Consider the following 24803-nt stretch of genomic DNA (forward strand, 5'->3'; position numbering starts at 1 on the left):
CGGCGGTAAGGACTTTTTCCTTTGACTATCAGTTGTTGGACCTATATTATTCGCGCCCTATGCAAAAGGTGAAGTTGCCCGTTAAGGTTGATCCAGTCCGTAGTGCCTTGAAGCTGCTCGATTATGTCGGGATAGTGGAAAAGTCGCAGATGCCCAGGCTGGAGGAATCAACCGCTGGCTTGCGGAGTGATATCGAGGTATCACTGCACTTTGGCAAAGATGTCCAGAAGTTGACCGTTATGAAAGGCACTGCCCATGCCAAGGTCGACCTGGTTTGCCAACGTTGCGGAGAAACTTTCGAGCATCTCTGTGAAGCTGAATTTATCTACACTCCGCTGTTCGAAAGAACAAACGAGGAAGAACTGCCGGAAGCTTATGAGCCCATTGAGTTGGACGAAAACGGCGAGATGGACCTTCATCAAATCCTGGAGGATGAACTTATCCTCTCGTTGCCTCAGGTAGCCATGCATTCTCTGGATGTGTGTCCCCGCGGTAACATGGAGATGACTTGGGGTGAAATCGAACCTGCTGATGAGCGGCCGAATCCCTTTGCAGTTCTTGAAGAGCTTAAACGTAAGTGAATTTAGGAGTTAGCCTACAATGGCCGTACAACAGAACCGTAAAACCCGTGCCAAGCGTGGCATGCGTCGTTCCCACGATGCGCTGACCACCGCTGCCCTGACTGTTGATCAGACCAGTGGCGAAATCCATCGTCGTCACCACGTGACTGCCGATGGTTTCTACCGCGGTAAAAAGGTAATCGCTTAAGGATTGCCTTTGTCTACGCAAACTGTCGCGCTAGACATCATGGGGGGAGATATTGGCCCCTCGGAAACAGTGCCTGCCGCCGTGCAGGCACTGTCTCTTTTACCCCAGCTAAAACTGATCCTGGTCGGTGACCAACATCAGACCTCCTCTCTGCTGCAGCAACATGGCTTGCTGAATCATCCCCGCGTTCGTTTCGTACATGCATCCCAGGTGGTTGGCATGGGCGATAAACCGATCGTGGCGCTGCGTACTCTGAAAGATTCCTCCATGCGGGTGGTACTCAATCTGGTGAAAGCCGGTGAGGCCGATGCCTGCGTGAGTGCCGGCAATACCGGTGCGTTGATGGCGATGGCCAAGTGCGTGCTCAAATCTCTGCCCGGGGTCGATCGGCCGGCACTCATCAAGGCACTGCCGACGTTGAGCGGCAAGCGCACCGTGATGCTGGATCTCGGCGCCAACGTCAGTTGCGATGCGGATACCTTGCTTCAATTTGCGGTGATGGGCTCCGTGGTGGCCGAGAAAGTCGAAGGCATCGCTTCTCCTCGAGTTGCCTTGCTCAACATCGGCGAGGAGGAGATCAAGGGCAATGATCTGGTACGTCACAGTGCCGAATTGTTGCGCCAGTGCAACGCGCTCAACTATGTCGGTTTCATTGAAGGGGATCGCATCTTCAGCGGCGAGTGCGATGTGATCGTCTGCGACGGTTTTGTTGGCAATGTCGCCCTCAAAACGGCCGAGGGGGTAGTGCGGATGATGGCTCAGCTGGCGGGATATCCCCGCAAGAAGCGCACTTTTCTTGGTCGGATCGCCGGTTTTATGTTCAAACGGCGTTTTTCATACCTGAACCCCGACCAGTATAACGGGGCAAGTCTGTTAGGATTGCGCGGCATTGTGGTAAAAAGTCATGGGCGAGCCGAGCGGCGCGCCCTGTGTAATGCGATCCTGCTGGCCGCACAAGAGGCCAAACATCAACTTCCACTGCAAATAGCAGATCGCCTTGAAGCTGTCTTTTCCGACAGGGACCTATAAAAACTCTATGCATAGCAAAATTCTGGGTACTGGCAGCTATCTGCCAAGTTCAGTGCGTACCAACGCCGATCTCGAGCAAATGGTTGAGACCAGTGACGAGTGGATCGTGGAACGCACTGGGATCCGTGAGCGCCGTATTGCTGGCGCTGATGAAACAGTTGTAACTCTCTCTTACCAGGCCGCCCTGCGGGCCCTAGATGCCGCAGGCCTGACCGCGGCCGATCTCGATATGATTGTGCTGGCCACCACCAGCGCAGAAAACGCCTTCCCGGCAGCTGCTTGCGAACTGCAAGGGCTACTGGGTGTGCAGGGGATCCCTGCCTTTGACGTGGCGGCAGCCTGTGCCGGTTTTACCTACGCACTCTCCATTGCCGATCAGTTCGTCAAATCCGGCGCTGCCCGCCATGTGCTGGTTGTCGGGGCCGATGTGTTGTCGCGCATGTGCGATCCGGAAGATCGCGGCACTATCATTATTTTTGGTGATGGGGCCGGTGCCGTGGTGATTGGCGCCAGCGAAACACCGGGCATTCTCTCCACTCATCTGCATGCCGATGGCCGTTATGGCGATCTGCTCAAACTGCCGCAACCCCGTCGCGGTATGCCGGGCGCCGAACTCGAAGCCTACATGTACATGAAAGGCAACGATGTGTTCAAAGTGGCGGTCACCCGTCTGAGCGAGATCGTGACCGAGACGCTGGCAGCTGCCGGTCTCGAGCCGAGCGAGCTGGACTGGCTGGTGCCTCATCAAGCCAACTTCCGCATCATCAGCGCCACTGCCAAGAAGCTCGGTATGGGCCTCGACAAAGTGGTGTTGACCCTCGACAAGCACGGCAACACCTCTGCTGCGTCCGTACCGATCGCCTTCGATGAAGGGGTGCGGGATGGCCGGATCAAACCGGGCCAGCTGGTCCTGCTTGAAGCCTTCGGCGGTGGTTTTGCCTGGGGCTCGGCGCTGGTTCGCCTCTGATCCAAAGCGGGATGAGCGAGTGCTGTCATCCCGCAACGATTTCATTTTTGCTTATCTAAAAGGAATCAATGATGACCCAATTTGCCATTGCCTTCCCGGGACAAGGCTCCCAAACCGTGGGCATGCTGGCCGAGCTGGCCGAGCAACATGCCGTGATCAAGGAGACCTTCGCCGAGGCGAGCCAGGTGCTGGGTTATGACCTGTTTGCCCTAGTAATGAACGGTCCGGCCGAAGAGCTGAACAAAACCTGGCGTACCCAGCCCGCACTGCTGACGGCTTCTGTCGCACTGTGGCGTCTGTGGCAACAGCAGGGGGGGGCAACGCCTTCCGTCATGGCTGGTCACAGCCTGGGTGAGTATTCCGCTCTGGTTTGCAGCGGTGCTCTGGCCTTTACCGATGCCGTCAAACTGGTCGAGCTGCGTGGTCTGGCCATGCAGGAAGCGGTACCGGAAGGTACTGGTGCCATGGCTGCCATCATCGGTCTAGATAACGAATCCATCGCTGCCAACTGCGAAAAAGCGGCAGAGGGGCAGGTTGTTTCTCCGGTCAACTTCAACTCTCCGGGCCAGGTGGTTATCGCTGGCCACAAAGAGGCTGTCGAGCGTGCCAATGTGCTGATGAAAGAGTCGGGCGCCAAGCGTGCGCTGCCGCTGCCGGTCTCTGTGCCATCCCACTGTGCGCTGATGAAACCTGCCGCAGAAAAACTGGCAGCTGCGCTGGACGGGATCGAGATCAAGGTTCCTGCCATCGTGGTCATCAATAATGTCGACGTATCCTGTGAACAGGAGCCGGCCGCCATCAAGCAAGCGCTGGTACGTCAGCTGTTCAGCCCGGTTCGTTGGACCGAGACTGTCGAGCGGATGGCCAATGAGGGCATTACCCTCGAAATCGAGATGGGGCCGGGCAAAGTGTTGACCGGGCTCGCCAAGCGCATCGACAAGCGCGTGGAAGGTATTCACGCCAACGATGCCGCCTCTTTCGAGCAGGCGCTGGCCCAGATCAAGTAAACAGGAGCAAGTGATGAGCTTTACCGATAAGGTTGTGTTGGTGACTGGTGCCAGTCGTGGCATCGGCCGTGCGATTGCCGAAACTTTCGCGGCCCGTGGCGCGAAAGTGGTCGGTACGGCGACCAGCGAGAGCGGTGCCGAGGCGATCAGCGCCTATCTGGGCGAGAATGGTTGCGGCATGGCACTGAACGTGACCAGCCAGGAATCCATCGAAGCCGTCTTCGCCGCCATCAAGGCGCGCTTTGGCGACATCGACATCCTGATCAACAACGCGGGTATCACCCGCGACAACCTGTTGATGCGGATGAAAGATGACGAGTGGAACGAGATCATCGATACCAACCTGACCTCGCTCTACCGTCTGAGCAAACCGGTACTGCGGGCGATGATGAAGAAGCGCAATGGTCGCATCATCAGCATCGGTTCCGTCGTTGGTACCATGGGCAATGCCGGTCAGGTCAACTATGCTGCCGCCAAGGCGGGTCTGGTTGGCTTTACCAAATCGCTGGCGCGTGAAGTGGCCTCCCGTGGTATCACGGTCAACGCGGTTGCCCCCGGTTTCATCGAAACCGACATGACTCGCGCCCTGAACGAAGAGCAACGTGCCGGCATCATGAGCCAGGTTCCTGCCGCTCGTCTGGGTGATCCGAAAGAGATTGCCGCCGCTGTGGTATTCTTGGCTTCCGATGAAGCAGCTTATATCACCGGTGAAACCCTGCATGTTAATGGCGGGATGTACATGGTGTAATCAATTTGTCGTGAGTTCTGTTCAAATTTGCGATAGTACGCCGAAGTTTGGCGAATTTCGTGGTTTGACCAGCGGCAAGCTACTTGCAAACTCACGTCAATTGAATAAACTACCCCAACCAGACGCAATAGCGTATTTTTAAAGGAAAATTCAGGTCATGAGCAACATCGAAGAACGCGTAAAGAAAATCATCATTGAACAACTGGGTGTTAAAGAAGAAGACGTTAAGAACGCTGCCTCCTTCGTCGACGACCTGGGCGCTGACTCTTTGGATACCGTTGAACTGGTAATGGCGCTGGAAGAAGAATTCGATACCGAAATTCCTGATGAAGAAGCCGAGAAGATCACCACTGTTCAAGCGGCTATCGACTACATCACCGCTAATCAGGAATAAGTTCCTGTTCTGAAAGAAGCGGCCCAAGGGCCGCTTCTTTTGTATTTGTTTCCTTTCAAATCACCTCTCGGAGACTACCTCAGTGTCAAAACGCAGAGTCGTGGTGACCGGCTTGGGGATGCTTTCCCCGGTAGGCAACACAGCCGAATCCAGCTGGCAAGCCCTGCTCAACGGGCAGAGCGGCATTTCCCTTATCGACCATTTCGATGCCAGCGAGTTTGCAACCCGTTTTGCAGGTCTGGTCAAGGACTTCGATCCCGAGCAGTACGGTATCAACCGTAAAGACGCTCGCAAGATGGATCTCTTCATTCAATACGGTATTGCTGCCGGTATGCAGGCACTGGATGATTCCGGCCTCGTCATCAACGACGACAATGCCGAGCGCGTCGGTGTGGCGATCGGTTCCGGGATTGGCGGTCTGGGTCTGATTGAACAGAACCACGACAGCCTCGTCAACGGTGGCCCGCGCAAGATCAGCCCCTTCTTCGTGCCCTCCACCATTATCAATATGGTGTCCGGTCATCTCTCCATCATGAAGGGATTGCAAGGTCCGAACATCGCTGTGACTACCGCCTGCACCACAGGTACCCATGCCATCGGTATGGCTGGCCGGATGATCGCTTACGGCGATGCCGACGTGATGGTCGCTGGCGGTGCCGAGAAAGCCTCCACCCCGATGGGGATGGGCGGCTTCGCAGCAGCCAAGGCACTCTCCAACCGCAATGACGAGCCGCAGAAGGCGAGCCGTCCATGGGATAAGGATCGCGACGGTTTCGTGCTGGGTGACGGTGCCGGTGTACTGGTGCTGGAAGAGTACGAACACGCCAAGGCCCGCGGCGCCAAGATCTACGCCGAACTGGTCGGTTTTGGCATGAGTGGTGACGCCTATCACATGACTGCACCTCCTGCCGATGGCAACGGTGGCGCTCGCGCCATGAAGAATGCCATCAAGGATGCCGGTATTGCACCCGAGCAGGTGGGGTACATCAATGCCCACGGCACTTCGACCCCGCTGGGCGATGTGGCCGAACTGCGCGGCATGAAAGCCGTCTTTGGCGAGCACGCCAAGTCACTGATGGTCAGCTCTACCAAGTCGATGACTGGTCACCTGCTGGGTGCTGCCGGTGCCATCGAGGCGATCATCACTGTGCTGGCCCTGCGCGATCAGATTGCACCGCCCACCATCAACCTGGACAACCCGGATGATGAATGCGATCTGGATCTGGTGCCCCATGTGGCCAAGCCGGGTAACTTCGAGTACGCCCTCTCCAACTCGTTTGGTTTCGGCGGTACCAATGGTTCCCTGATCTTCAAACGCGTATAATTGCCTGCGGGCAATGACAGAGGCCCGATACTGCCGGTATCGGGCCTTTTTTATCGGAGGGATCTCTTTGCTGATCAATGGATTGAAGCTCGATACCATCTCGGCCCGCGACCGTGGTCTGGCCTATGGCGATGGCCATTTCACCACTATGGCCGTAAGAGAAGGAAAGGTATTGCAGTGGCCAGCGCATCTGGCTCGACTGCAACAGACCAATAGCCGGCTAGGGATGGGTGAACCGGACTGGGAATTGTTGGCTCGGGAACTCGAGACCCTGGTTGCCGGTGAACAACAGTGTGTTGCCAAGGTGATGCTGACTCGGGGGGAGGGTGGCCGTGGTTATGATGGCAGCGAGTGTCAGCAGACGACCCGTATTCTTTCGCTGGCGCCTTTTCCTGCCCAGTATGCCCAGTGGCAACGCGAGGGGATCAACTTGCTGGTGTGCCGCCAGCGCATTGGTGATGCCCCCATGCTGGCCGGGCTCAAGACCCTCAACCGGTTGGAGCAGGTGCTGCTCAAGAGCGAACTTGTCAGCCGTGGTGCAGTCGAAGGAGTAGTGCTCAGCAGTCGTGGCGTGCTGGTCGAAGGGGTCAGTGCCAATCTGTTTTGGCGTCGGGGCAAGACGGTGTTTACGCCCGATCTGGCCAGTTGCGGGGTTGACGGCATCATGCGCCGTCAGGTCATGGCGATGCTGAAACAGATGAGTATTGAGTTGCGTGTGGTAGAGGCTCCGTTGGAGTCACTATGGCAGGCGGAAGAGGTGTGGCTCACCAATACCCTGATGGGGGTGGTGCCGGTCAACGGCATCGAGGATAAACAGTATCCAGCCCCGGTATTGAGCCGCCGTTTACAGGAGCGTTTGGTCATTGAAGTTTAATCGGCTTTACACCCTGCTCGCGGGGGCGGCACTGACTGTGGCCGTCGCCGGGGGCTATGTGCATTACAAATGGCAGCAGGTGGAGACGCTCACCAACAAGGGGCCGACTCGCCTCTTTACGGTGGAGAAGGGGGCTCATGCCGCTCGCCTGATCGCCGAGTTGGGTGATGGTGAACCCAGTCCGTGGGCGGTGCGCCTCTGGCTGCGCGGTCATCCCGAGCTGGTTGCCATCAAGTCAGGCACCTATGAAATCAAGGAGGGGGCCCTGCTCAAGGACACCCTCTCGCTCTTTGCTTCGGGCAAGGAGTTTCACTTCAGCCTCACCTTCGTCGAGGGTTCCCGCTTTGAGGATTGGTTGAAGCAGTTATCCAGTGCACCTTATCTGGAACGGCTCACGGTTGAGTTGCCCGAGGCTGATCTGGCCAAGGAACTGGGTATCGAGAATGGCAAGCTGGAGGGGTGGTTTTTGCCGGAAACCTACGCCTATACCACCCATGCCAGCGATCTCTCCATTCTGCGCCGCGCTCACCAGGACATGGAGACATTCCTGCAGCAGAACTGGGACAAGCGGCAGGCCAATCTGCCTTACAAGACCCCCTATGAAGCGCTGATCATGGCCTCGATCATCGAAAAAGAGACCGGTCTGCCTGAAGAGCGGGCACAAATTGCCTCGGTGTTCGTCAATCGTCTGCGTCTTGGCATGAAGCTGCAGACCGACCCCACCGTGATCTACGGGGTGAAGGATCGCTATGACGGCAACATTCACCGCAGCGATCTGACCGACAAGAACCCCTACAACACCTATGTGATCGATGGTCTGCCGCCGACGCCCATTGCCATGCCGGGCAAGGCATCCATCGAAGCGGCACTCAACCCCAAGTCGACCGACTATCTCTATTTTGTCGCCAAGGGCGGTGGTGCTCACTACTTCTCCAAGACCCTCGATGAACACAATCGGGCGGTTCGCGAATACATATTGAAGAAATCCTGATGTCTAAATTTATCGTTATTGAAGGTTTGGAAGGGGCAGGGAAGAGCTCTGCCGTCCGTTACGTCACCGACTATCTGCACCGCCATGGCGTCGAGCGGATCGAATGTACCCGCGAGCCGGGCGGTACGCCGCTGGCCGAGCGGATGCGAGCCATCGTCAAAGAGGTGCATGACGAGCGCCTCACCATCGAAGCCGAGCTGCTGCTGATGTATGCCTCCCGGGTACAACTGGTGGAGACCCGCATCAAGCCGGCACTGGCCGATGGTGTCTGGGTGGTGGGGGATCGCCACGATCTCTCCTCCCAGGCCTATCAGGGTGGTGGCCGTGGTATCGATGCTGCTCTTATCGGTGCCATCAAGCAGGCGGTTCTCGGCAACTTCAAACCGGATCTCACCCTCTATCTCGATATCGATCCCGCACTCGGTCTGCAACGCGCCCGCCATCGTGGCGAGCTGGATCGGATCGAGCTGGAGCAGCTCAGCTTTTTCGAGCGCACCCGCACCCGTTATCTCGAACTCGCCGCCAAGGATGATTCCATCGTGGTGATCGATGCGGGGCAAACCCCGGATCAGGTAAAAGCGGCGATTGAAGCTGCGCTGGATGCACGCCTATGTATCCCTGGTTGATCCCCGACTGGCAGGCACTGAGCCAGACGGCGGCGGCCGGTAGACTGGGTCATGCCTGGTTGCTGCTCGGCGATCCCGGTCTTGGCAAGGAGCAGCTGGCTGAACGGTTGGCGCGTTTGCACCTTTGCCAACAACCGGATCGCGGAGAGCCATGCGGTCATTGCCACTCTTGCCAGCTCTTTGACAAAGGCCATCATCCGGATCTCGGCACCATCAGTCGCGAGAGCAAGACCATCGGGGTCGAAGCGATCCGTGATATCTGCAACCGACTGCAAGGCTCGGCCCAGCTCGGCCGCGGCAAGGTGGTGATCATTCCTGATGCGGAGCGGATGACCGAATCGGCAGCCAATGCGCTGCTGAAAACGCTGGAGGAGCCTGCCGGTGACAGCCTGCTGATCCTCATTGCCTCCCAGGTTTCCCGTCTGCTGCCGACCATTCTCAGCCGTTGCCACAAACATGTGTGCCAGCTGCCGAGTGAGGGTGAAACGGTGCGCTGGCTTGCTGAACAGGGACATCAGGCAACTCTGGCTCAGGTGCGGATCTGTCAGGGGGCGCCGCTGCGGGTGCTCGACTACATCGAGCAGCTGCAAGATGGTGCTCGCCGTGAGCTGCTCGAGGATCTGGTCGCACTCGCCAAGTCCCCGCTCAAGGCGACCACCTTGTGCAGCCAGCTCGGTCAGGAGACACAAGTTCGCCTGCATTGGGTACAGCTCTTTTTGTGCGATGCCCTGAAAACTCAGGCGGGATGCGGTCACCATCAACTGGCGATGCCGGATCTGGCTACCTTGAGCCAGCAGTTTGCCGGGCTGCATTCCAGTGAAAAACTGCTGGATGCCGAGCAGCAACTGGTCGCCCTGAAAGTGGCCTGTCAGCCCGGACAGCTATCCAATCCCACCATTCATCTGATGAACTGGCTCAGTCGCTGGTTATAGAACGTCATTAGCAATAAAGGTTTTGTATGTTACTCGTTGACTCCCACTGTCACCTCGATCGTCTCAGCTATGGCAGCAAACAGAGCAATATGGCTGATGTGCTGGCCAAAGCGGCAGCGCAGGAGGTGGGATACTTTCTCTGTGTCAGCGTGACGCAAGAACAATTTCCGACCATGATGACGGACATCGCCCCTTATCCCCAGGTGTTTGCTTCCTGTGGGGTGCATCCCCTGAATCAGGAACCCGGTGTCGATGCCGAGTTGCTGCTCAAGCAAGCTGCCGACCCACGTGTGGTGGCCATTGGTGAGACCGGTCTCGATTACTTCTACTCACCCGAGAACAAGGAGGTTCAGCAAGCCTCCTTCCGTGAACATATCCGGGTTGCCCGTGCGCTGAACAAACCGCTGATCATTCATACTCGTGATGCCCAGCAAGATACTTTGCAGATCATGCGCGAAGAGGGGGCGGATCAGGTTGGCGGCGTGTTGCACTGTTTCACCGAGTCTCTCGAGATGGCAGAAGCGGCAATGGAGATGGGGTTCTATATCTCCATCTCGGGGATCGCTACGTTCAAGAATGCCTCGGCGTTGCAGGAAGTGGTGAAGGCATTGCCTCTCGATCGACTGCTGGTCGAAACGGATGCGCCCTATCTTGCCCCGGTTCCACATCGGGGGAGGGAAAACGAACCCGCCTTCGTGCGCGACGTTGCCCAGTTTATTGCCGACTTGCGCCAAATAACGCTAAGCGAACTGGCCGAAGCTACCAGTCGCAACTTCTTTGAGTTGTTCAAACTCGCCCGAAAATAAGGGCCGACGCCCCGTATTACGGGGCGTTTTACTTTCAGTAACCCGCATATAGCGGTAAAACAAGACGCAACTCACCAAGCCGTTATCTCTCACTATCGCAACATTGTATTGCCATCAGCTTAATTACCCAACCTGTACACCGGAAATGAATACGACATCTGTTTAGAAAAAACGGAGATGCTGATTGGGGGTTAAACAGACACTCATAAGTATCGATAATATTCATTATCGATACTTGATGCAGCTGAAGGATCCTGTAAGATCCTCCTAAACTTCATATGAATCATGATCTTCCGTGTCACATCCATCCATTTCAGGCTCAGCTCATCAGTCATTGCAAACTGTCTTTGATGCCCAGCTAAATAGCCGTGCTCGCCGCTTCCTGCGCAGTGCCAAAGCAGATTCGACCCTCAATGCCTATCAGGCGGATACCCGGATTTTTGTCTTCTGGTGCCAGTTGCATGGTCTGGATCCACTGCAAACGACCCATCACGACATCATGAACTTTCTGGCAGATCAGGCCGACGGGGTACTGGCTGACTGGGTATGGCTCAATAAAGAAGAAGGGAGAGGGGAGCTGCGTAATGGTGAACCGCGCAAACCGGCAACTCTGGTACGAAGGCTCGCCGGGATCCGCTACGCCTTCAAACAAAAAGGCATCCACCCGATGCCGACCGAACACCCTGAAATCAAAGAGATGATGCGCGGTATTGTCCGTCTTGGTGATAACCGCAAGCGCAAAACGGGTGCACTCACGTTGCAGCCATTGACCCAGGTGCTGGATGGCATCGATACCAATGATCTGGCGGGACTTCGCGATCACACCCTGTTGCTGTTGATGTTCAGTGGTGCCTTACGCCGCTCGGAAGCAGCCAGGATTGAGGTGAGTGACCTCGATTTTGTGGGGCAGGGGATCCGTCTTCGCCTCAAACCTAGCAAGCATCAACTCCATGAAACCGAGATCGCCCTTATCCCCGGCAAGCACTATTGCCCGGTTGCTGCGATTGGCAACTGGCTCAAGAAGAGCCGGATCAATGAAGGGCCGCTCTTTCGGCGGATGAATCGCTGGGGCCAACTCACACCAGATCCTCTGGGACCGCAGGGTATCAACCTGATGATCAAGCGGCGCACCGGTCAGGCTATCGATGACCTCTATGTCAGTGGCCACAGTTTACGTCGCGGATTTATCACCTCGGCCGTCACCGCTGGCAAACCGATGAACAAGATCATCGAGGTTACCCGTCACAAGGATATGCGCACCCTGCAAGAGTACTTTGACGATGCCCATAAATTCTCTGATCACGCGCTGGATGGACTGCTTTAGCATAAATGCGTCACTGCATTTTTTATGTTAAATGATATCCCATTGATCTGATGGTATATTTGGTTGGCTTCGTAGTTAGCTGGCAGGGTAGGGGAAGCCCCCATCTTTCACCACTATGCGAAGAGAACGTGAGAGATAACCAGTAATAAAAACAACTATTGCAAGGTCATATGAGCCAGGAAATCAACGAGCTTGAGGCAAAAGAGACCGCCTCGCAGAACAACGCCAAGCGCCAGCGTCAGCATGTAAAACGCAAACAGGAGAGTCATACCCGGTTGCAATGCTGGATCAGTAATCGCCATGCCGAACGGTTGGCGGCACTCGGCTTGCATCTTGAAGATAGCCAGGCATCACTCATCGAACAGGCGATCGATCTGCTCTATCACCATGAGCTGGGGAGCGAACCTCACACAGAGAAAGTGGAGATAGCTCTGTTGGAAGAGAGTGTCGAATAACGATGAACTTGGCTAAGAAGAGATAAAAAAAGCCAGGTACGAATTCCGTGTACCTGGCATAGGGGAATTGGCTCCTTGCAGAGCCGTGCGCTAACTGGTGTTCGGATTGCCTTAAGCTTAGACAAGGCTCAAGGCTTTTCAAGAACCCGACAAAATTTCAACCAGAGTGTGGGTTTTGCAGACTCGAACAGCATCGAGTCACCTTTCCTCGTTCAGTTAAAATCAGCCAAACAGATTGTTGTCGCGCACCAGCTCCCGGGGCAGGGCATTCTTGACCCGACTGCCCACCCATTTTCCCATTCCCAGGGTATGCCCCTGATAGCGGACAATCACCTCGCCAGCGCCAGCATCCTGCTCTGGCCAGACGTCACGCCCCATCATGAATTCCCGCGCGTTGGTGCTGTCCAGCTCGACCACCCCCTTGCTTGCTTTGTCGCCATAGGCGAGCGCCCATTCATGGGTGAGGCGATAGCCTTTCTTGAACGTCTCGGCCAACTTGATACCGATGCGATCGAAGCGCAGCTTGCCCTGAACCTGTTCAAACAGATGAGGAAATAGCCAGATCTCGTCATTGCGGCCAAACAGTTGACCTTGTGGCGCCACACCAAAATTGGCTTCAATTTCGCGCAGCATAGGCTCAGACTCTTTCGCTGCCAATGGCAGGAAGGGGAACTTGCCGAGCTTGCCCGGTTTGAACATGGTGTTGGGCACTGAGTGGTGCTTGCGCAATCTGGCGACGAAAAAGCCTTCACTGTCGAAGATCTGGGGCCAAACGTGCAGGTATCCTTCGGATGTGCAGGCCTGTTCTGCATGGGGGAACAGGTCGGCCAGCGAGTCAAAACTCAAGGCATCGCCAAACTTCTCCAGCAGTGACTGACAGACCTCCTGGTTCTCCTGCAAACTGAGCGTGCAGGTGGAGTAGACCAGTACGCCACCCGGTTTCAAGGCATGGAAAGCACTCTCCAGCAGCCCCTGCTGCACCGCCGCAATCTCGTTCATGCTCTCGATGCTCCAGTTGCGCAGCGCATCTTCATCCTTTCGCACGGTACCTTCACCGGAGCAGGGGGCATCAAGCAGGATGGCGTCGAAGGTCTCCGGCAGCCACTGCCCAAACACCTTGGCATCAAAGTGAGTCATCCCCACATTGGTCACCCCGCAGCGCTGAATATTGGCGCTCAATACCTTGAGCCGACTGCTGGAAAACTCGTTGGCAACCAGCATCCCCTGATTGTTCATCAGGGCAGCGATCTGGGTAGTCTTGGAGCCGGGGGCCGCCGCTGCATCCAGCAACATGCCGTCCGCTTTGATCTTGTCGCTGGCAAAGAGTGCCGTCACCGGCAGCATGGAGCTTGCTTCCTGAATGTAAAAGAGGCCGCTCAAATGCTCGGCCGTGTTGCCTAGTGGCACGCTCTCATCAGTGCGGCTCAGCCAGAAGCCGGTCTCGCACCAGGGCACGGGATCGAACTGCCAGCCTTGTGGCTGCATCTTTTCAACGAAGTCAGAGACGGCAATTTTGAGCGTGTTGACCCGGATACTGCGGCGCAGCGGTCGCCGGCAACTTGCAACGAACTCATCCATGGAGAGATGAGCAGGCATGATGGCCGCTATATGGCGCAAAAAGTGATCGGGTAGATAAGTATTGTCGTGCACTGTGCCGTCTCGTTGACCGAAAAAGAGGGGCGACATCTTATCACAGGGCTAGGAATATTCTTAAAGTGCAGCAGGTAAAAATGAACAAGCCCGGCATTAGGCCGGGCTTGGATAGCTACGTGAGGGGAGGGCTCAGGGTTTGATGCGGGGACTCCACTCCTGCCACTCTTTCTCGGCCTTGCCGTAGAGGGAATAGCTGTGCCCGGCCTTGACGGTCGGCCCCATCTCTTTTTCCGGCGTATTGAAGGCAATGCCGCCGGCAAGCAGGCTCTGCACCGTCTCGACCTCGATAGTGCCACCGGTCAGGCCAATGTCCGCCTTGACACCGGAGACATTCCAGAAGCGAGAGTTGGCGCGCACCAGATGGGCATACTCCTGCTCTACATTGACGTCGATCACCACCTCGCTGCCATCGCGGGCCAGTGTTACCTTGGTAACGCTGCCGACCACCATCTTGCGAAACAGCAGCGGGCTGCCAACAGAGAGGCCATTCACCGACGGGCTTTTCAGGGTGAGGGCCAAACCCGCAGGGCCGCTCTGGCTCAGGGGGAAGCTGCTTCGACCAGCCCCTTTACCGGGCTCGGCCTCGACAAAGGCCCCCTTGATCAGGGTATCGAGATGGGCCACACCACCCAGACCAAGCTTGGCTTGCACCAGGGTAAAGCGCGCGCCAGATTGCAGGAAACGCTCGGCGTACTGACCATCCAGCTCTGCCTTGAAGATCACCTGACCCAAGGTCGGCTCCAGCTCGATCTCTTCAATTTTGCCGATATCCACCCCGCGATAGCGGATCGGGCTGCCAATCCCGAGCCCAGGATTACTCTCTGCCACCAGTGACAGCTGGCGCACCTTCGCCTTGGCTTGCTCCTTGGAATCAAACAATTGATGGCTGTTGCGGCCATTGGCCAGATAGTCGAACTCGATGGCACCGCGCAGCAGGGTACCAAGATTGCCAACTTTTACCTGCACACCATCGACCCGTACCCGGGTGTCGATAGCCGGTTTTTTCCAGAATTGTGGCTGGCGGGCGAGGAGAGGGGCATAGATGCCGTCAATCTCGAGCTCTATCTCCACTCCCTCTTTGGCGGCGCGCAGCTGTTTCACCTTGCCCGCTTCCAACCCCAGATAGAGCACCGGAGAGCCGATGCCGATGCCGTCCGCCTGATCCGCCTTGAGCAACCAGCGCTGGGGCTTGGCATCACGGGTACCGAGCAACGCCAGCTCCTGATTGGGGTAGAGGCGGTTGATCCGCTCGCCGCTGCTCGCCTGCACCAGCTTGATGCCACCGCTCAACCAGGCACTGGCCGGACTGGCCTCTACCTTGATACCGCTCAGATCGGCATCTATTTGCAGCGGCGCAGCGCGATAGAAACGGGCACGGTTCAACAGATGGGCGTAAGCGGGCTGGATCTGCAGGGCCACGCTGGCATTGCCGCGCCCATCGAGATCGAGCTGGCTGATGCGACCAACCTGCAGCCCCTTGTACCAGATGGGGGCATCCTGATTAAGACCGGCTAGATCGTCCGCTTGCAGCGTCACCTTGATGCCATCTTGTGGCGCCCGATCGGTCAGCGCCATCTTGGCCACTTCTTGGCCTGCCACATAGTCAAGGCGAATGGCTGGGCCGGAGAGCAGCCGATCGGCATTCTTCACGCCGGTCGGGGAGAGAGAAACGCTCTCCCATACCAGCTGACTCTTGTCGGTGATGCGATATGCCTGCTCCGGATTGATCAGTGCCGTCACCACCCGCCCCTTGTCGGTGAGATGGATGGGATCAACGCGACCAATCTCGATTCCTTCGAAGAGAATGGGCATCCCCTCCTTGATGGGCAGATCGCCCGCCACGATATCGATGCGCTTGCCGCGCGCCGCTTCTGCCAGCCCCTTGTAGAGGACGAAGGTTTGTCCTTTCTCCGACTCGGGAGACGCTTTGGGGGAGTCAAAGGCGATGCCGCCGCTCAGAATGGAAGTGAGGCTGCCAGCCTCAACGCTGACGCCAGCCAGACTGAAAGAGCCCTTGATGCCACTGATGTTCCAGAAGCGGGTATCGGTTTTGACCAGATGTTCAAAACGAGGCTCGATCACCAGATCCAGAATGACGTTCTGGTTGTCCTGACCCAAGCGGGTATTGATAACGCTACCCACTTCGATACCGCGAAAATAGAGCTTGGCACCGATGCCGACCGAGCCCAGCGAATCGGCGGTCAGATGCAGCATCCGCCCTTGCGCCTGATAGCCGGGGGGAGGGCCGTCGAGGGCATCAAACTTCTCCTGCAGCGGGTTGCTCTCGCGCCCCGGTTGCAAGTTGATGTAGTTACCGGAGACCAGGGTATCGAGACCGGAGATCTCGGTCAGCGATGCCTTGGGGCTTACCAGCCAGAAGTCGGATCCCTTGCGAATTAGCGGGCGGGCACGGCTGTCAATCTTGGCCAGCACCGCGATGCGGTGACCATCCTCGGCCAGCTCCAGCTCCTGCACTACCCCGATGGCAACCCCCTGATAACGGATCTGGGTCTTGCCCGGCAAGATGCCGTTACCCTGAGCGAAGTTAATTTGGATAAGCTGGCCGCGGCTCGCTATCTGTTGATAGAGAAAGCCGCCAGCCAGCAGCAGGGCGATGAGTGGTAACAGCCAGACTGGCGATAGCCAGCGGCGCTTTTCGATGACGGGTTCAGCCCCGATCATAGTGACTCCTTATTGACCGGGCGCAGCCGCCCATCAGACAGAAACAGAAAACGCATCAACGGGCCGCCTTGTCCCAAAGCAGCCGGGTATCGAGCATGCGGGCCGACATCATGGTCAATACCACCACGCCGGCAAAAGCGGTTGCGCCGGGACCGGCGCGGACGCTCAGCATGACGCCGCGATCGACCAGCGCCACCATCAGCGAAATGACAAACAGATCCAGCATCGACCAGCGGCCGATAAAGTCGATCACTCGATACATCAAGAGCTGGCGCTTGCGCCGCACCGGTTTGGCCCGTTGCAGCTGCCAGCAGATCCACGCCAACCCGATTATCTTGCCCACCGGTACCAGTATGCTGGCGGTGAGCACTATGGTGGCAATCCCGCTCATCTTGCTGCGATAGAGCATCAGGATCCCACTGAAGATGGTATCTGACTGCAATAGTCCCTTGTTATAGAAGTGGGTGATGGGCAGCAGGTTGGCGGGGAGCAGCATAAAGGTGGCCAGCGCCAGCAAGCCCCACGACCAGGCTAGCGAATGAGGGATCCGCACCTGCAGCTTGCTATCGCAACGTGGACAGACGCACCCCGCCTGATAACGCACCAGCAGGCCGCAGGTATGGCAGCGGCAGAGCCCCATCTCACGGGCGCTGGTCATCGCCTTTCTCCTTGAGCGGGATCCGATCCCAATAGGGGGACGGATCAAAGAGGATCAGCAAACTCATGTTGAGCAGCATCAGAATGCCGAGGCTGAGCAGCCCGCCCCCCAACCTGACATCGGCGATATCGATCAGTTTGAACAGGGCAACCAGCAGGCTGACGATATAGACCTCCAGCATGGCCCAGTGACGAAATACTTCGACGGCCTTCAAGGTTGGCGCAAGGAGATGCCAGCGTTTGGCAAGGCCCGATGCCAGCGCAAAGATCCCGGTCAACAGACCGATGGGGGCCAGCACGGCGCACCAGAGCACCAGAGAGGCAACCCAGAACTCCCCCTCGCCAAACAGCACAAAAATCCCGTGCAACAAGTTGGCATCGGAGTTGACGCCAGCCAGCCGCAGATAGATGAGGGGCTCGAAAAAGGCGGAGGGGAGCAGCAGAAATCCGGTGATGGTCAGCGCCATCAATTGGGAGGGACGAAAAGCATAACGGCCATAGAGATGCTGGTGACAGCGAGGGCAGTGGGCATGACGACGCAGCGGCAGCGCCTTGCGCTGGATAAGCAAGTCGCACGCCGGACAGACGATCACGGAACCGGGCTCCATCATACAATTCAACCTGTTGAAGCAATTGGTGAAATTTACCCTAAAACCGGTTCCCTGTCTTGCCTGCCTCCTTAATGTTACGAAAGTATAATTGACGTTAACGTAAACGTGATATTAGATGGTCAAACCAGACAGATGAAAGGAGTCATGATGTCCAGTTTGCCCCCCTCGGCAGGGCTGCGTTTTCGCACCGCTCTTGCCAACGAAAAGCCACTACAGATCGTCGGCACCATCAACGCCTATATGGCGCTGATGGCCGAGCGCAGCGGCTTTCAGGCGATCTACCTCTCGGGTGCCGGAGTCGCCAACGCCTCCTACGGATTGCCGGATCTCGGCATGACCTCCCTTAACGACGTGCTGATCGATGCAGAGCGGATCACTGCTGCCACCCGAGTGCCGCTGCTGGTCGATATCGATACCGGCTGGGGTGGGGCGTTCAATATCGCCCGCACCATTCGCGCGTTCGAACGGGTCGGTGTCGCCGCTGTCCATATGGAAGATCAGGTTGCCCAGAAGCGCTGCGGTCACCGTCCTAACAAGGCGGTGGTCACGCTTGAGGAGATGTGCGATCGGATCAAGGCGGCAGTGGATGCTCGCGAGAATAGCGAGTTCGTCATCATGGCTCGCACCGATGCGTTGGCGGTGGAGGGGATGGAATCTGCTCTTGAGCGCACCGCCGCCTATGTGGCCGCCGGGGCCGACATGATCTTCGCCGAGGCGGTGACCGAACTGGCCCAATACGACCAGTTCAAGCAGGTGGCCAAAGTGCCCATCCTTGCCAACATGACCGAGTTCGGCAAAACCGAATTGTTTGACAAGGAGCAGCTCGCCGCCCACGGGGTCGACATGGTGCTCTATCCATTGAGTGCCAACCGGGCCGCCAATCAGGCAGCCCTCAACGTCTATCACCATATTCGCCAGGATGGCCATCAACGCGCCGTCGTGGAGACCATGCAGACCCGGGAGTCGCTCTACGACTTCCTCGGATATCACCACTACGAGCAGACACTGGATCGTCTGTTTTCAGCCAAGGAATAGGAGGCAGCTTATGGGACAACAGAAACCGTTGGGCGGGGCTGGTCTGCGCGGCCAAAGCGCAGGGGAGACCAGTATCTGCACCGTGGGCAAGAGCGGCACCGGGCTTACCTATCGCGGTTACGACATCAAGGAGTTGGCCGATAGCGCCCAGTTCGAGGAGGTCGCCTATCTGCTGCTGAAGGGAGAGTTGCCGAGTAACCAGCAACTGGCCGACTACAAACGCGAGCTGCGCCGCTTGCGCACGTTGCCGGCGGCGCTGCTGGAGGTGCTGGAGCGCATTCCCGCCGATGCTCATCCGATGGATGTGCTGCGTACCGGCTGCTCCATGCTCGGCGATCTGGAGCCGGAAGATGGTTTCGAGCATGAACACGAAGTGGCGGATCGGCTGCTGGCCGCCTTTCCGGGCATTCTGATCTACTGGTACAAGTTCAGCCACGAAGGCGTTCGCATTGCCCTCGACAGCGACGAGGAGTGTATCGGTGGCCACTTTCTGGCCCTGCTGCACCAGAAAGCGCCGAGCGAGCTGGAGCGCCGGGTGATGCATGTCTCTCTCATCCTCTACGCCGAGCATGAGTTCAACGCCTCCACCTTTGCGGCGCGGGTCTGCGCCTCGACCCTTTCCGACATGTTCTCCTGCATCACCGCCGCCATCGGCACCCTGCGCGGCCCGCTCCATGGCGGGGCCAACGAGGCGGCCATGGCGATGATCGAAGATTGGCAAGATGAAACGCAGGCAAGGCGCGAACTGCTGGCCAAGCTGGCGGCCAAGGAGAAGATCATGGGCTTTGGCCACGCCATCTACCGCACCTCGGATCCGCGCAACGTCATCATCAAGGAGTGGTCGGCCAAACTCGCCGAGGCTGTGGGTGATGATCGCCTCTACCGCGTCTCCTGCGAGGCGGAGAAGGTGATGTGGGAGGAGAAAGAGCTCTTTCCCAACGCCGACTTCTTCCATGCCAGCGCCTATCACTACATGGGGATCCCGACCAAGCTGTTCACCCCCATCTTCGTCTGCTCGCGGGTCACCGGCTGGTGCGCCCACGTGATGGAGCAGCGCGAGCACAACCGGATCATCCGTCCGAGCGCCGATTATGTCGGCCCGGCCCCCCGTCACTTTGTCTCTCTACAACAACGATAAGGAAGTCACGATGTCCGCCAACGTCGACGTCAACCACAGACCAGACCCCGATCAGGTGCTGGTCGATATTGCCGATTATGTCTGCAACCACCCCATTACCAGCAAGGCGGCTCTCGACACCGCCCGTTACTGCCTGATGGATACGCTGGGCTGTGGCCTCTTGGCCCTGCGCTTCCCCGAGTGTACCAAGCACCTTGGCCCCATCGTACCCGGTACTGTCGTGCCCCATGGTGCCCGGGTGCCCGGTACCCAGCTCTGCCTCGACCCGGTCAAGGCAGCCTGGGACATCGGTGCCATCATCCGCTGGCTTGATTACAACGACACCTGGCTGGCCGCCGAGTGGGGTCATCCCTCCGACAATCTGGGCGGTATTCTGGCCACTGCCGACTGGCTCTCCCGTACTCGCGTGGCCGAGGGCAAGGCGCCGCTCACCATGGCCGATGTGCTGGTGGCCATGGTCAAAGCCCACGAAATTCAGGGGGTGCTGGCGCTGGAGAACTCCTTCAATCGGGTCGGTCTCGATCACGTGGTACTGGTCAAGGTTGCCAGTACCGCCGTGGTGACACATATGCTGGGGGGCACCCGCGATCAGGTGATCGATGCGGTCTCCCAGGCCTGGGTCGATGGCCAGAGCCTGCGGACCTACCGCCATGCCCCCAATGCGGGGTCGCGTAAGAGCTGGGCGGCGGGGGATGCCACCTCTCGCGCTGTGCGCCTCGCCCTTATCACCATGAGCGGCGAGATGGGCTATCCCGGCGTACTGAGCGCCCCCAAGTGGGGTTTCTACGACGTGCTGTTCAAGGGCAATCAGTTCGCCCTGCATCAGGGGTACGGCAGCTATGTGATGGAGAACGTGCTGTTCAAGATCTCCTATCCCGCCGAGTTCCATGCCCAGACCGCGGTGGAGTGCGCCATGAAGCTGCATGGGCAGGTGAAGGGGCGGCTCGACGAGATCGACCGTATCGAGCTCACCACCCACGAGTCAGCCATTCGCATCATCAGCAAGGTCGGCGCCCTCAACAACCCGGCCGATCGGGATCACTGCCTGCAGTACATGGTGGCGGTGCCGCTCATCTTCGGTCGCCTCATCGCCGAGGATTACGAGGACGCCGTGGCTGCCGATCCCCGCATCGATGGGCTGCGCGGCAAGATGGTTGTGCAGGAGGACAAGCGATACAGCCGCGAGTATCTGGAGGCGGACAAGCGCTCCATTGCCAACGCCATCCAGGTCTTCTTCAAGGACGGCACCCACACCGCCAAGGTGGAGGTGGAGTACCCGGTCGGTCATCGTCGCCGCCGCGAGGAGGGGATCCCGCTGCTGATAGAGAAGTTCCGCCACAACCTGGCCACCCGCTTCCCGGCCAAACGGGTCAGCGACATTCTGGCCCTCTGTCAGGATGGGTCACGGCTTGCTGCCACCCCGGTACACGCCTTTATGGATCTGTTGGTGATCTGACCGATATCTACAGGCGAACAGCGATAAACGAAAAGCGGGCCCAGCGGCCCGCTTTGTCGTCTGGCAACGGTTATCTGGCAACCTCTTGCACAATCAGACGTTCAGACATTGCTGCATCTGTCTGTTCCCAACGATCGGGCCTTGCGTTGTTGTTGTGTCACCACCACGGCAACGATCCGCTTCCCGCGCGCTGTTTCACTGACGCAACAATGACCAATTTCAACTCGATTTATTTGCAACAATCTTCGTCTACCGAGCTTAAGCCAGCACGCTGCTATCACCGCTAAAGAGCGCCGTCATGATCACCGTCTCGCGACTGGCGATGGTTTCAAGAAACTCGTTGGCACGCCCCATGTGATGGCACACCTGATAACCCCGCTCGACAAAGGAGAAGAGCTCGCCAAGCCCTGCCAGATGGGCCGGGCCCGAGACCAGCTTGAGGGTTGCCCCCAGCAGCGGCTTTCTCGCCAGCCGATCCAGCGTCATGCCAAGCTGGCTCACCAGCGCAATCTGATGCTCCCGACGCGCCTGCTCACCCACGGCGCGATAGGCGATGGTGTAGTGTTCGGCGGTAATGGGATTGAGCCCGCCAATGCGGCGCAGCGCCACCACCATCAGGTAATCGAGCTCTTCGGAAAGGGCGTCGAGCTCGATCGCCTGTGCCAGCACCTTGTGGCCGGACTCCGGCAACAGCCGCTCGGCAGTTGGCATTACCCGCATCACGTCGGCATCGCGGCGAGCGCTGTCACCCGGCCCGTAGAGATCGGTCAGAAAGAAGCGGGCGGCCGGCCCATAACGGTCGCTCTCCAGCAAATCCCTGTGGGTGCGCCCCAGCCGGTCTGCCTGCCACTGACGCAAACAGTCCCGATCCTGCATATCTTGCGGATGGCTGCGCATCTGATCGCGCAAAGCCGCCACCCGATTGAGCTGGCGATAGAGCTGGCCAAGGGTGCTCTCGTCATCGGGGGAGTGGGATTGATGGGTCATCGACAGCTCTCTGATTGTGTGTAACAGGGCGGAGTTATAGATTCGAAATAGACAACCGAATGAAAAACAAACAGTTTTTACACCTTCTTCACTGCCAAGTGTAGCCTGAAGGCGGCCGGGAATAAATCCTGCGCCACGCCAACCCTTGCCATGACGGCAGACACTGTTAAGTGAGTCCCATTTATGTAAATGACTCTTTCACTTGTTGTGAACATGTGTTTAATATCAACAGATATGTCATTACCCTGAGTACTCATCATGTTTCTATACGATTCGCTCGCTGGCAGTCGCGGGCTCTCAACCATCCAGATCAGCCGCCAGCACCCGCTGGGGCTGGCCGGTGCCCGGGTGGCCGCAGAAGCCATTGCCCAGGACATGTGCGAAAACTATCAACTGGATTGTGAATGGGCGGATGAAGAGGAGACCGAATTGCGGTTTCGTGGCTCGGGCGTTCATGGTTCGCTCATTCTCGATGAGGATAATTTGCAGCTCGATGTTCATCTTGGCCTGATGCTGCTGCCGGTACGCAGTGTGCTGGAGCAGGAGATCCTCGATTATGTGGAGAATCGATTACCCTGCCCGAAACGGGTATGAAACCAATTTCACCCGCCATTTAAAATAGCGGTGAAGAGAGTAAGACATGTATTGAACAGGCTATTTCTGCTCGACTCTCTGCTTATTGTTCGGTGAATGTTTAGCAATGCATTTTGGATATTTAATATAGCCATCACTTTTCGTACTTAATATTTCGAGCCGGCCTGACCACCTCATCTTTAATTACGTTTTCCGCTCATTGCGAGATGAAGGGAGAAGGTTTCTGGCTGTCTCGACAATTTCATTTTGCAGGGAAACAGCATGCCAACGAGTGAATTTATCTCTTGCGTTGATACCGCATGGCTACGCATGGACAGACCCAACAACCTGATGCAGATCATCGGCGTTCTGATGTTTGAAGGGCAGCTTGATGAAGAGCGTCTGCGCAACGGGTTGCGCCACACCATTTCGGTACAGCCCCGCTTCCACCAGCGAGCCGTGCTGGAGGGGGGATCCTACTGCTGGCGCCATGATCCCGACTTCGATCTCGACCAGCACCTCAAGCGGGTGATCCTGCCCGGCAAGGCGGGCAAAATCGAGCTGGAGAAGCTGGTGGCCGATCTCGCCTCGACACCGCTCAACCACCAGCGTCCCCTGTGGGACATGCACCTGACCGACACCTCGCTGGGCGGTCAGGCGCTGGTGGTGCGCATACACCACGCCATGGGGGATGGCTTCTCGCTGGTGCGGGCCATGCTCACCATGATGGACAACTCGCCGCAGCCGGTCACTCCCATCCGTCCCAAGGCGGCGCCGGAGCCCGCCGATGAGGAGGACGATGACGACACGCCCCACGGCAGTCGGCTGGTCAAGGCGGGCCTCAAGCTGACCGGCACCCTCTGGTCCAAATATGTCGAGGTGCTGACCCATCCCACCAAAGCGGTGGATTACCTCAAAGCCGGTCGCGATGTGGCCAGCGAGCTGTGCAACATTGCGACGCTGGGCGATGATTCATCCTCCCGCCTCAAGGGCAAGACAGGCAGCAGCAAGCGGGTTGCCTGGTCGGAACAGATCCCGCTGCCCGACATCAAGGCGGTGGGCAAAGTGTTGGGCTGCTCGGTCAACGACCTGCTGATCGCCGCCACCGCCGGTGCGTTTCGTCACTACCTGGAAGAGAAGGGTGACGATGTCGACAACATCGAAATTCGCGCCCTGGTGCCGGTCAATATGCGATCCCCAGACGATGACGGTGCCCTTGGCAACCGCTTCGGGCTGGTGGCCCTCGATCTGCCGCTCGATATCGCCCATCCGTTGCAACGCCTCTATGCGGTGCGAGATCGAATGCAGGCACTGCGCAGCTCGCTGCAGCCGGTTGTGGTGCTCAATCTGCTCCATGGTCTTGGCATGGCGCCCAAAGCGGTACAACAGCAGGCGGTCGATCTGCTGGCGGCCAAAGCCAGCGCGGTGATCACCAATGTGCCGGGCCCGCAGCAGACCCTCTATCTGGCCGGTGCGCGCCTGCGCCAGCCGCTGTTCTGGGTGCCACAGGCAGGGGATATCGGCGTCGGCGTCTCCATCCTCTCCTACGATCACGGCGTGCAGCTGGGGCTTATCACCGACAAGAAGCTGGTACCTGATCCTGATAAGGTTGTCGACCGCTTCGCCGTGGAGTTTGAACAACTTCTGCTGCTGGTGTTGCTGGAGCCAGAGTTGCTGTTCGATCCGAACGGCCTTGATGCGCTACTGGGCTGATCCGGTACGTAAAAATCCCGATAAAAAGAGGCCAACCCGCGGGTTGGCCTCTT

At 57.8% G+C, this 24803-nt stretch carries 25 protein-coding genes; 20 read left to right on the top strand and 5 right to left on the bottom strand.

All coding sequences use genetic code 11. The features are described 5' to 3' along the window. The first annotated feature begins 59 nt into the window (after positions 1 to 59). From yceD to AAHA39_RS03470, 15 genes are all read left to right on the top strand, one after another. Positions 60 to 581, top strand: coding sequence for a 23S rRNA accumulation protein YceD (gene yceD, locus AAHA39_RS03400; RefSeq protein ID WP_069526885.1), 522 nt, complete (start codon positions 60 to 62; stop codon positions 579 to 581). A gap of 19 nt (positions 582 to 600) precedes the next feature. After that, complete coding sequence (rpmF, locus tag AAHA39_RS03405) at positions 601 to 768, top strand: 50S ribosomal protein L32 (RefSeq protein ID WP_005300935.1); 168 nt, start codon at positions 601 to 603, stop codon at positions 766 to 768. Between the two features lie 9 nt (positions 769 to 777). Beyond that, positions 778 to 1797, top strand: coding sequence for a phosphate acyltransferase PlsX (gene plsX, locus AAHA39_RS03410; RefSeq protein ID WP_041207723.1), 1020 nt, complete (start codon positions 778 to 780; stop codon positions 1795 to 1797). A 7-nt stretch (positions 1798 to 1804) separates the two neighbouring features. Further along, positions 1805 to 2764, top strand: coding sequence for a beta-ketoacyl-ACP synthase III (locus AAHA39_RS03415; RefSeq protein WP_320654844.1), 960 nt, complete (start codon positions 1805 to 1807; stop codon positions 2762 to 2764). A 71-nt stretch (positions 2765 to 2835) separates the two neighbouring features. After that, positions 2836 to 3771: an ACP S-malonyltransferase gene (gene fabD / locus AAHA39_RS03420; RefSeq protein WP_320655068.1), complete on the top strand. Its 936-nt coding sequence runs from the start codon at positions 2836 to 2838 to the stop codon at positions 3769 to 3771. 13 nt (positions 3772 to 3784) lie between these two features. After that, positions 3785 to 4519, top strand: a complete 735-nt coding sequence (gene fabG / locus AAHA39_RS03425; protein WP_104014793.1) for a 3-oxoacyl-ACP reductase FabG — start codon at positions 3785 to 3787, stop codon at positions 4517 to 4519. Between the two features lie 157 nt (positions 4520 to 4676). Continuing rightward, complete coding sequence (gene acpP / locus AAHA39_RS03430; protein WP_005300909.1) at positions 4677 to 4913, top strand: acyl carrier protein; 237 nt, start codon at positions 4677 to 4679, stop codon at positions 4911 to 4913. A gap of 82 nt (positions 4914 to 4995) precedes the next feature. Further along, complete coding sequence (fabF, locus tag AAHA39_RS03435) at positions 4996 to 6237, top strand: beta-ketoacyl-ACP synthase II (protein ID WP_041207727.1); 1242 nt, start codon at positions 4996 to 4998, stop codon at positions 6235 to 6237. Between the two features lie 67 nt (positions 6238 to 6304). Continuing rightward, on the top strand, positions 6305 to 7111 hold the full coding sequence (pabC, locus tag AAHA39_RS03440) for an aminodeoxychorismate lyase (protein ID WP_320654842.1): 807 nt from the start codon (positions 6305 to 6307) through the stop codon (positions 7109 to 7111). Continuing rightward, on the top strand, positions 7101 to 8102 hold the full coding sequence (gene mltG, locus AAHA39_RS03445) for an endolytic transglycosylase MltG (protein ID WP_320654841.1): 1002 nt from the start codon (positions 7101 to 7103) through the stop codon (positions 8100 to 8102). The genes pabC and mltG overlap by 11 nt, the downstream gene beginning before the upstream one ends. Then, positions 8102 to 8728, top strand: coding sequence for a dTMP kinase (gene tmk, locus AAHA39_RS03450; protein ID WP_041207732.1), 627 nt, complete (start codon positions 8102 to 8104; stop codon positions 8726 to 8728). The genes mltG and tmk overlap by 1 nt, the downstream gene beginning before the upstream one ends. Next, positions 8713 to 9660: a DNA polymerase III subunit delta' gene (gene holB, locus AAHA39_RS03455; RefSeq protein ID WP_320654838.1), complete on the top strand. Its 948-nt coding sequence runs from the start codon at positions 8713 to 8715 to the stop codon at positions 9658 to 9660. Before tmk ends, holB begins: the two co-directional genes overlap by 16 nt. Before the next feature lie 26 nt (positions 9661 to 9686). Next, positions 9687 to 10466 carry a TatD family hydrolase gene (locus AAHA39_RS03460; protein WP_320654836.1) on the top strand — a complete coding sequence of 260 codons (780 nt, stop codon included), beginning with the start codon at positions 9687 to 9689 and terminating at the stop codon, positions 10464 to 10466. 295 nt (positions 10467 to 10761) lie between these two features. After that, positions 10762 to 11790 (top strand): site-specific integrase, encoded by a 1029-nt coding sequence (locus AAHA39_RS03465; protein ID WP_407707123.1) that lies wholly within the window; start codon positions 10762 to 10764, stop codon positions 11788 to 11790. A gap of 170 nt (positions 11791 to 11960) precedes the next feature. Then, positions 11961 to 12245 (top strand): hypothetical protein, encoded by a 285-nt coding sequence (locus AAHA39_RS03470; RefSeq protein WP_104014800.1) that lies wholly within the window; start codon positions 11961 to 11963, stop codon positions 12243 to 12245. Positions 12246 to 12467: 222 nt separating this feature from the next. Here the strand turns inward: AAHA39_RS03470 and rsmF are convergent, their stop codons facing one another. The 4 genes from rsmF to AAHA39_RS03490 all read right to left on the bottom strand — a co-directional run bounded on the left by rsmF (position 12468) and on the right by AAHA39_RS03490 (position 17848). Continuing rightward, positions 12468 to 13895 (bottom strand): 16S rRNA (cytosine(1407)-C(5))-methyltransferase RsmF, encoded by a 1428-nt coding sequence (rsmF, locus tag AAHA39_RS03475; protein ID WP_320654833.1) that lies wholly within the window; start codon positions 13893 to 13895, stop codon positions 12468 to 12470. Positions 13896 to 14027: 132 nt separating this feature from the next. After that, positions 14028 to 16580 (bottom strand): MlaD family protein, encoded by a 2553-nt coding sequence (locus AAHA39_RS03480; protein ID WP_320654831.1) that lies wholly within the window; start codon positions 16578 to 16580, stop codon positions 14028 to 14030. 55 nt (positions 16581 to 16635) lie between these two features. Beyond that, the gene (locus AAHA39_RS03485) at positions 16636 to 17238 is read right to left on the bottom strand and encodes a paraquat-inducible protein A (RefSeq protein ID WP_033113812.1); all 603 of its coding nucleotides are present in this window, start codon (positions 17236 to 17238) and stop codon (positions 16636 to 16638) included. Then, positions 17222 to 17848, bottom strand: a complete 627-nt coding sequence (locus tag AAHA39_RS03490; RefSeq protein WP_156852772.1) for a paraquat-inducible protein A — start codon at positions 17846 to 17848, stop codon at positions 17222 to 17224. The genes AAHA39_RS03485 and AAHA39_RS03490 overlap by 17 nt, the downstream gene beginning before the upstream one ends. Before the next feature lie 147 nt (positions 17849 to 17995). Between AAHA39_RS03490 and prpB the strand changes: the two genes are divergently transcribed. From prpB to AAHA39_RS03505, 3 genes are read left to right on the top strand one after another with little or no spacing between them, the layout of a single operon-like run. Further along, positions 17996 to 18883, top strand: coding sequence for a methylisocitrate lyase (prpB, locus tag AAHA39_RS03495; RefSeq protein WP_320655063.1), 888 nt, complete (start codon positions 17996 to 17998; stop codon positions 18881 to 18883). A 10-nt stretch (positions 18884 to 18893) separates the two neighbouring features. Then, positions 18894 to 20021 carry a bifunctional 2-methylcitrate synthase/citrate synthase gene (prpC, locus tag AAHA39_RS03500; protein WP_042030963.1) on the top strand — a complete coding sequence of 376 codons (1128 nt, stop codon included), beginning with the start codon at positions 18894 to 18896 and terminating at the stop codon, positions 20019 to 20021. 10 nt (positions 20022 to 20031) lie between these two features. Continuing rightward, positions 20032 to 21477 (top strand): bifunctional 2-methylcitrate dehydratase/aconitate hydratase, encoded by a 1446-nt coding sequence (locus AAHA39_RS03505; RefSeq protein WP_320654826.1) that lies wholly within the window; start codon positions 20032 to 20034, stop codon positions 21475 to 21477. A 258-nt stretch (positions 21478 to 21735) separates the two neighbouring features. Here the strand turns inward: AAHA39_RS03505 and AAHA39_RS03510 are convergent, their stop codons facing one another. Continuing rightward, the gene (locus AAHA39_RS03510; RefSeq protein ID WP_320654824.1) at positions 21736 to 22464 is read right to left on the bottom strand and encodes an FFLEELY motif protein; all 729 of its coding nucleotides are present in this window, start codon (positions 22462 to 22464) and stop codon (positions 21736 to 21738) included. A gap of 258 nt (positions 22465 to 22722) precedes the next feature. On the opposite strand from AAHA39_RS03510, the gene AAHA39_RS03515 reads away from it, so the two are divergent. Next, positions 22723 to 23058 (top strand): polyhydroxyalkanoic acid system family protein, encoded by a 336-nt coding sequence (locus AAHA39_RS03515; RefSeq protein ID WP_108570551.1) that lies wholly within the window; start codon positions 22723 to 22725, stop codon positions 23056 to 23058. 261 nt (positions 23059 to 23319) lie between these two features. After that, positions 23320 to 24750, top strand: a complete 1431-nt coding sequence (locus AAHA39_RS03520) for a wax ester/triacylglycerol synthase family O-acyltransferase (RefSeq protein ID WP_124242914.1) — start codon at positions 23320 to 23322, stop codon at positions 24748 to 24750. Positions 24751 to 24803: the final 53 nt, after the last annotated feature.

Source organism: Aeromonas sp. SE22, from assembly GCF_038739755.1.
Lineage (GTDB): Bacteria > Pseudomonadota > Gammaproteobacteria > Enterobacterales > Aeromonadaceae > Aeromonas > Aeromonas jandaei.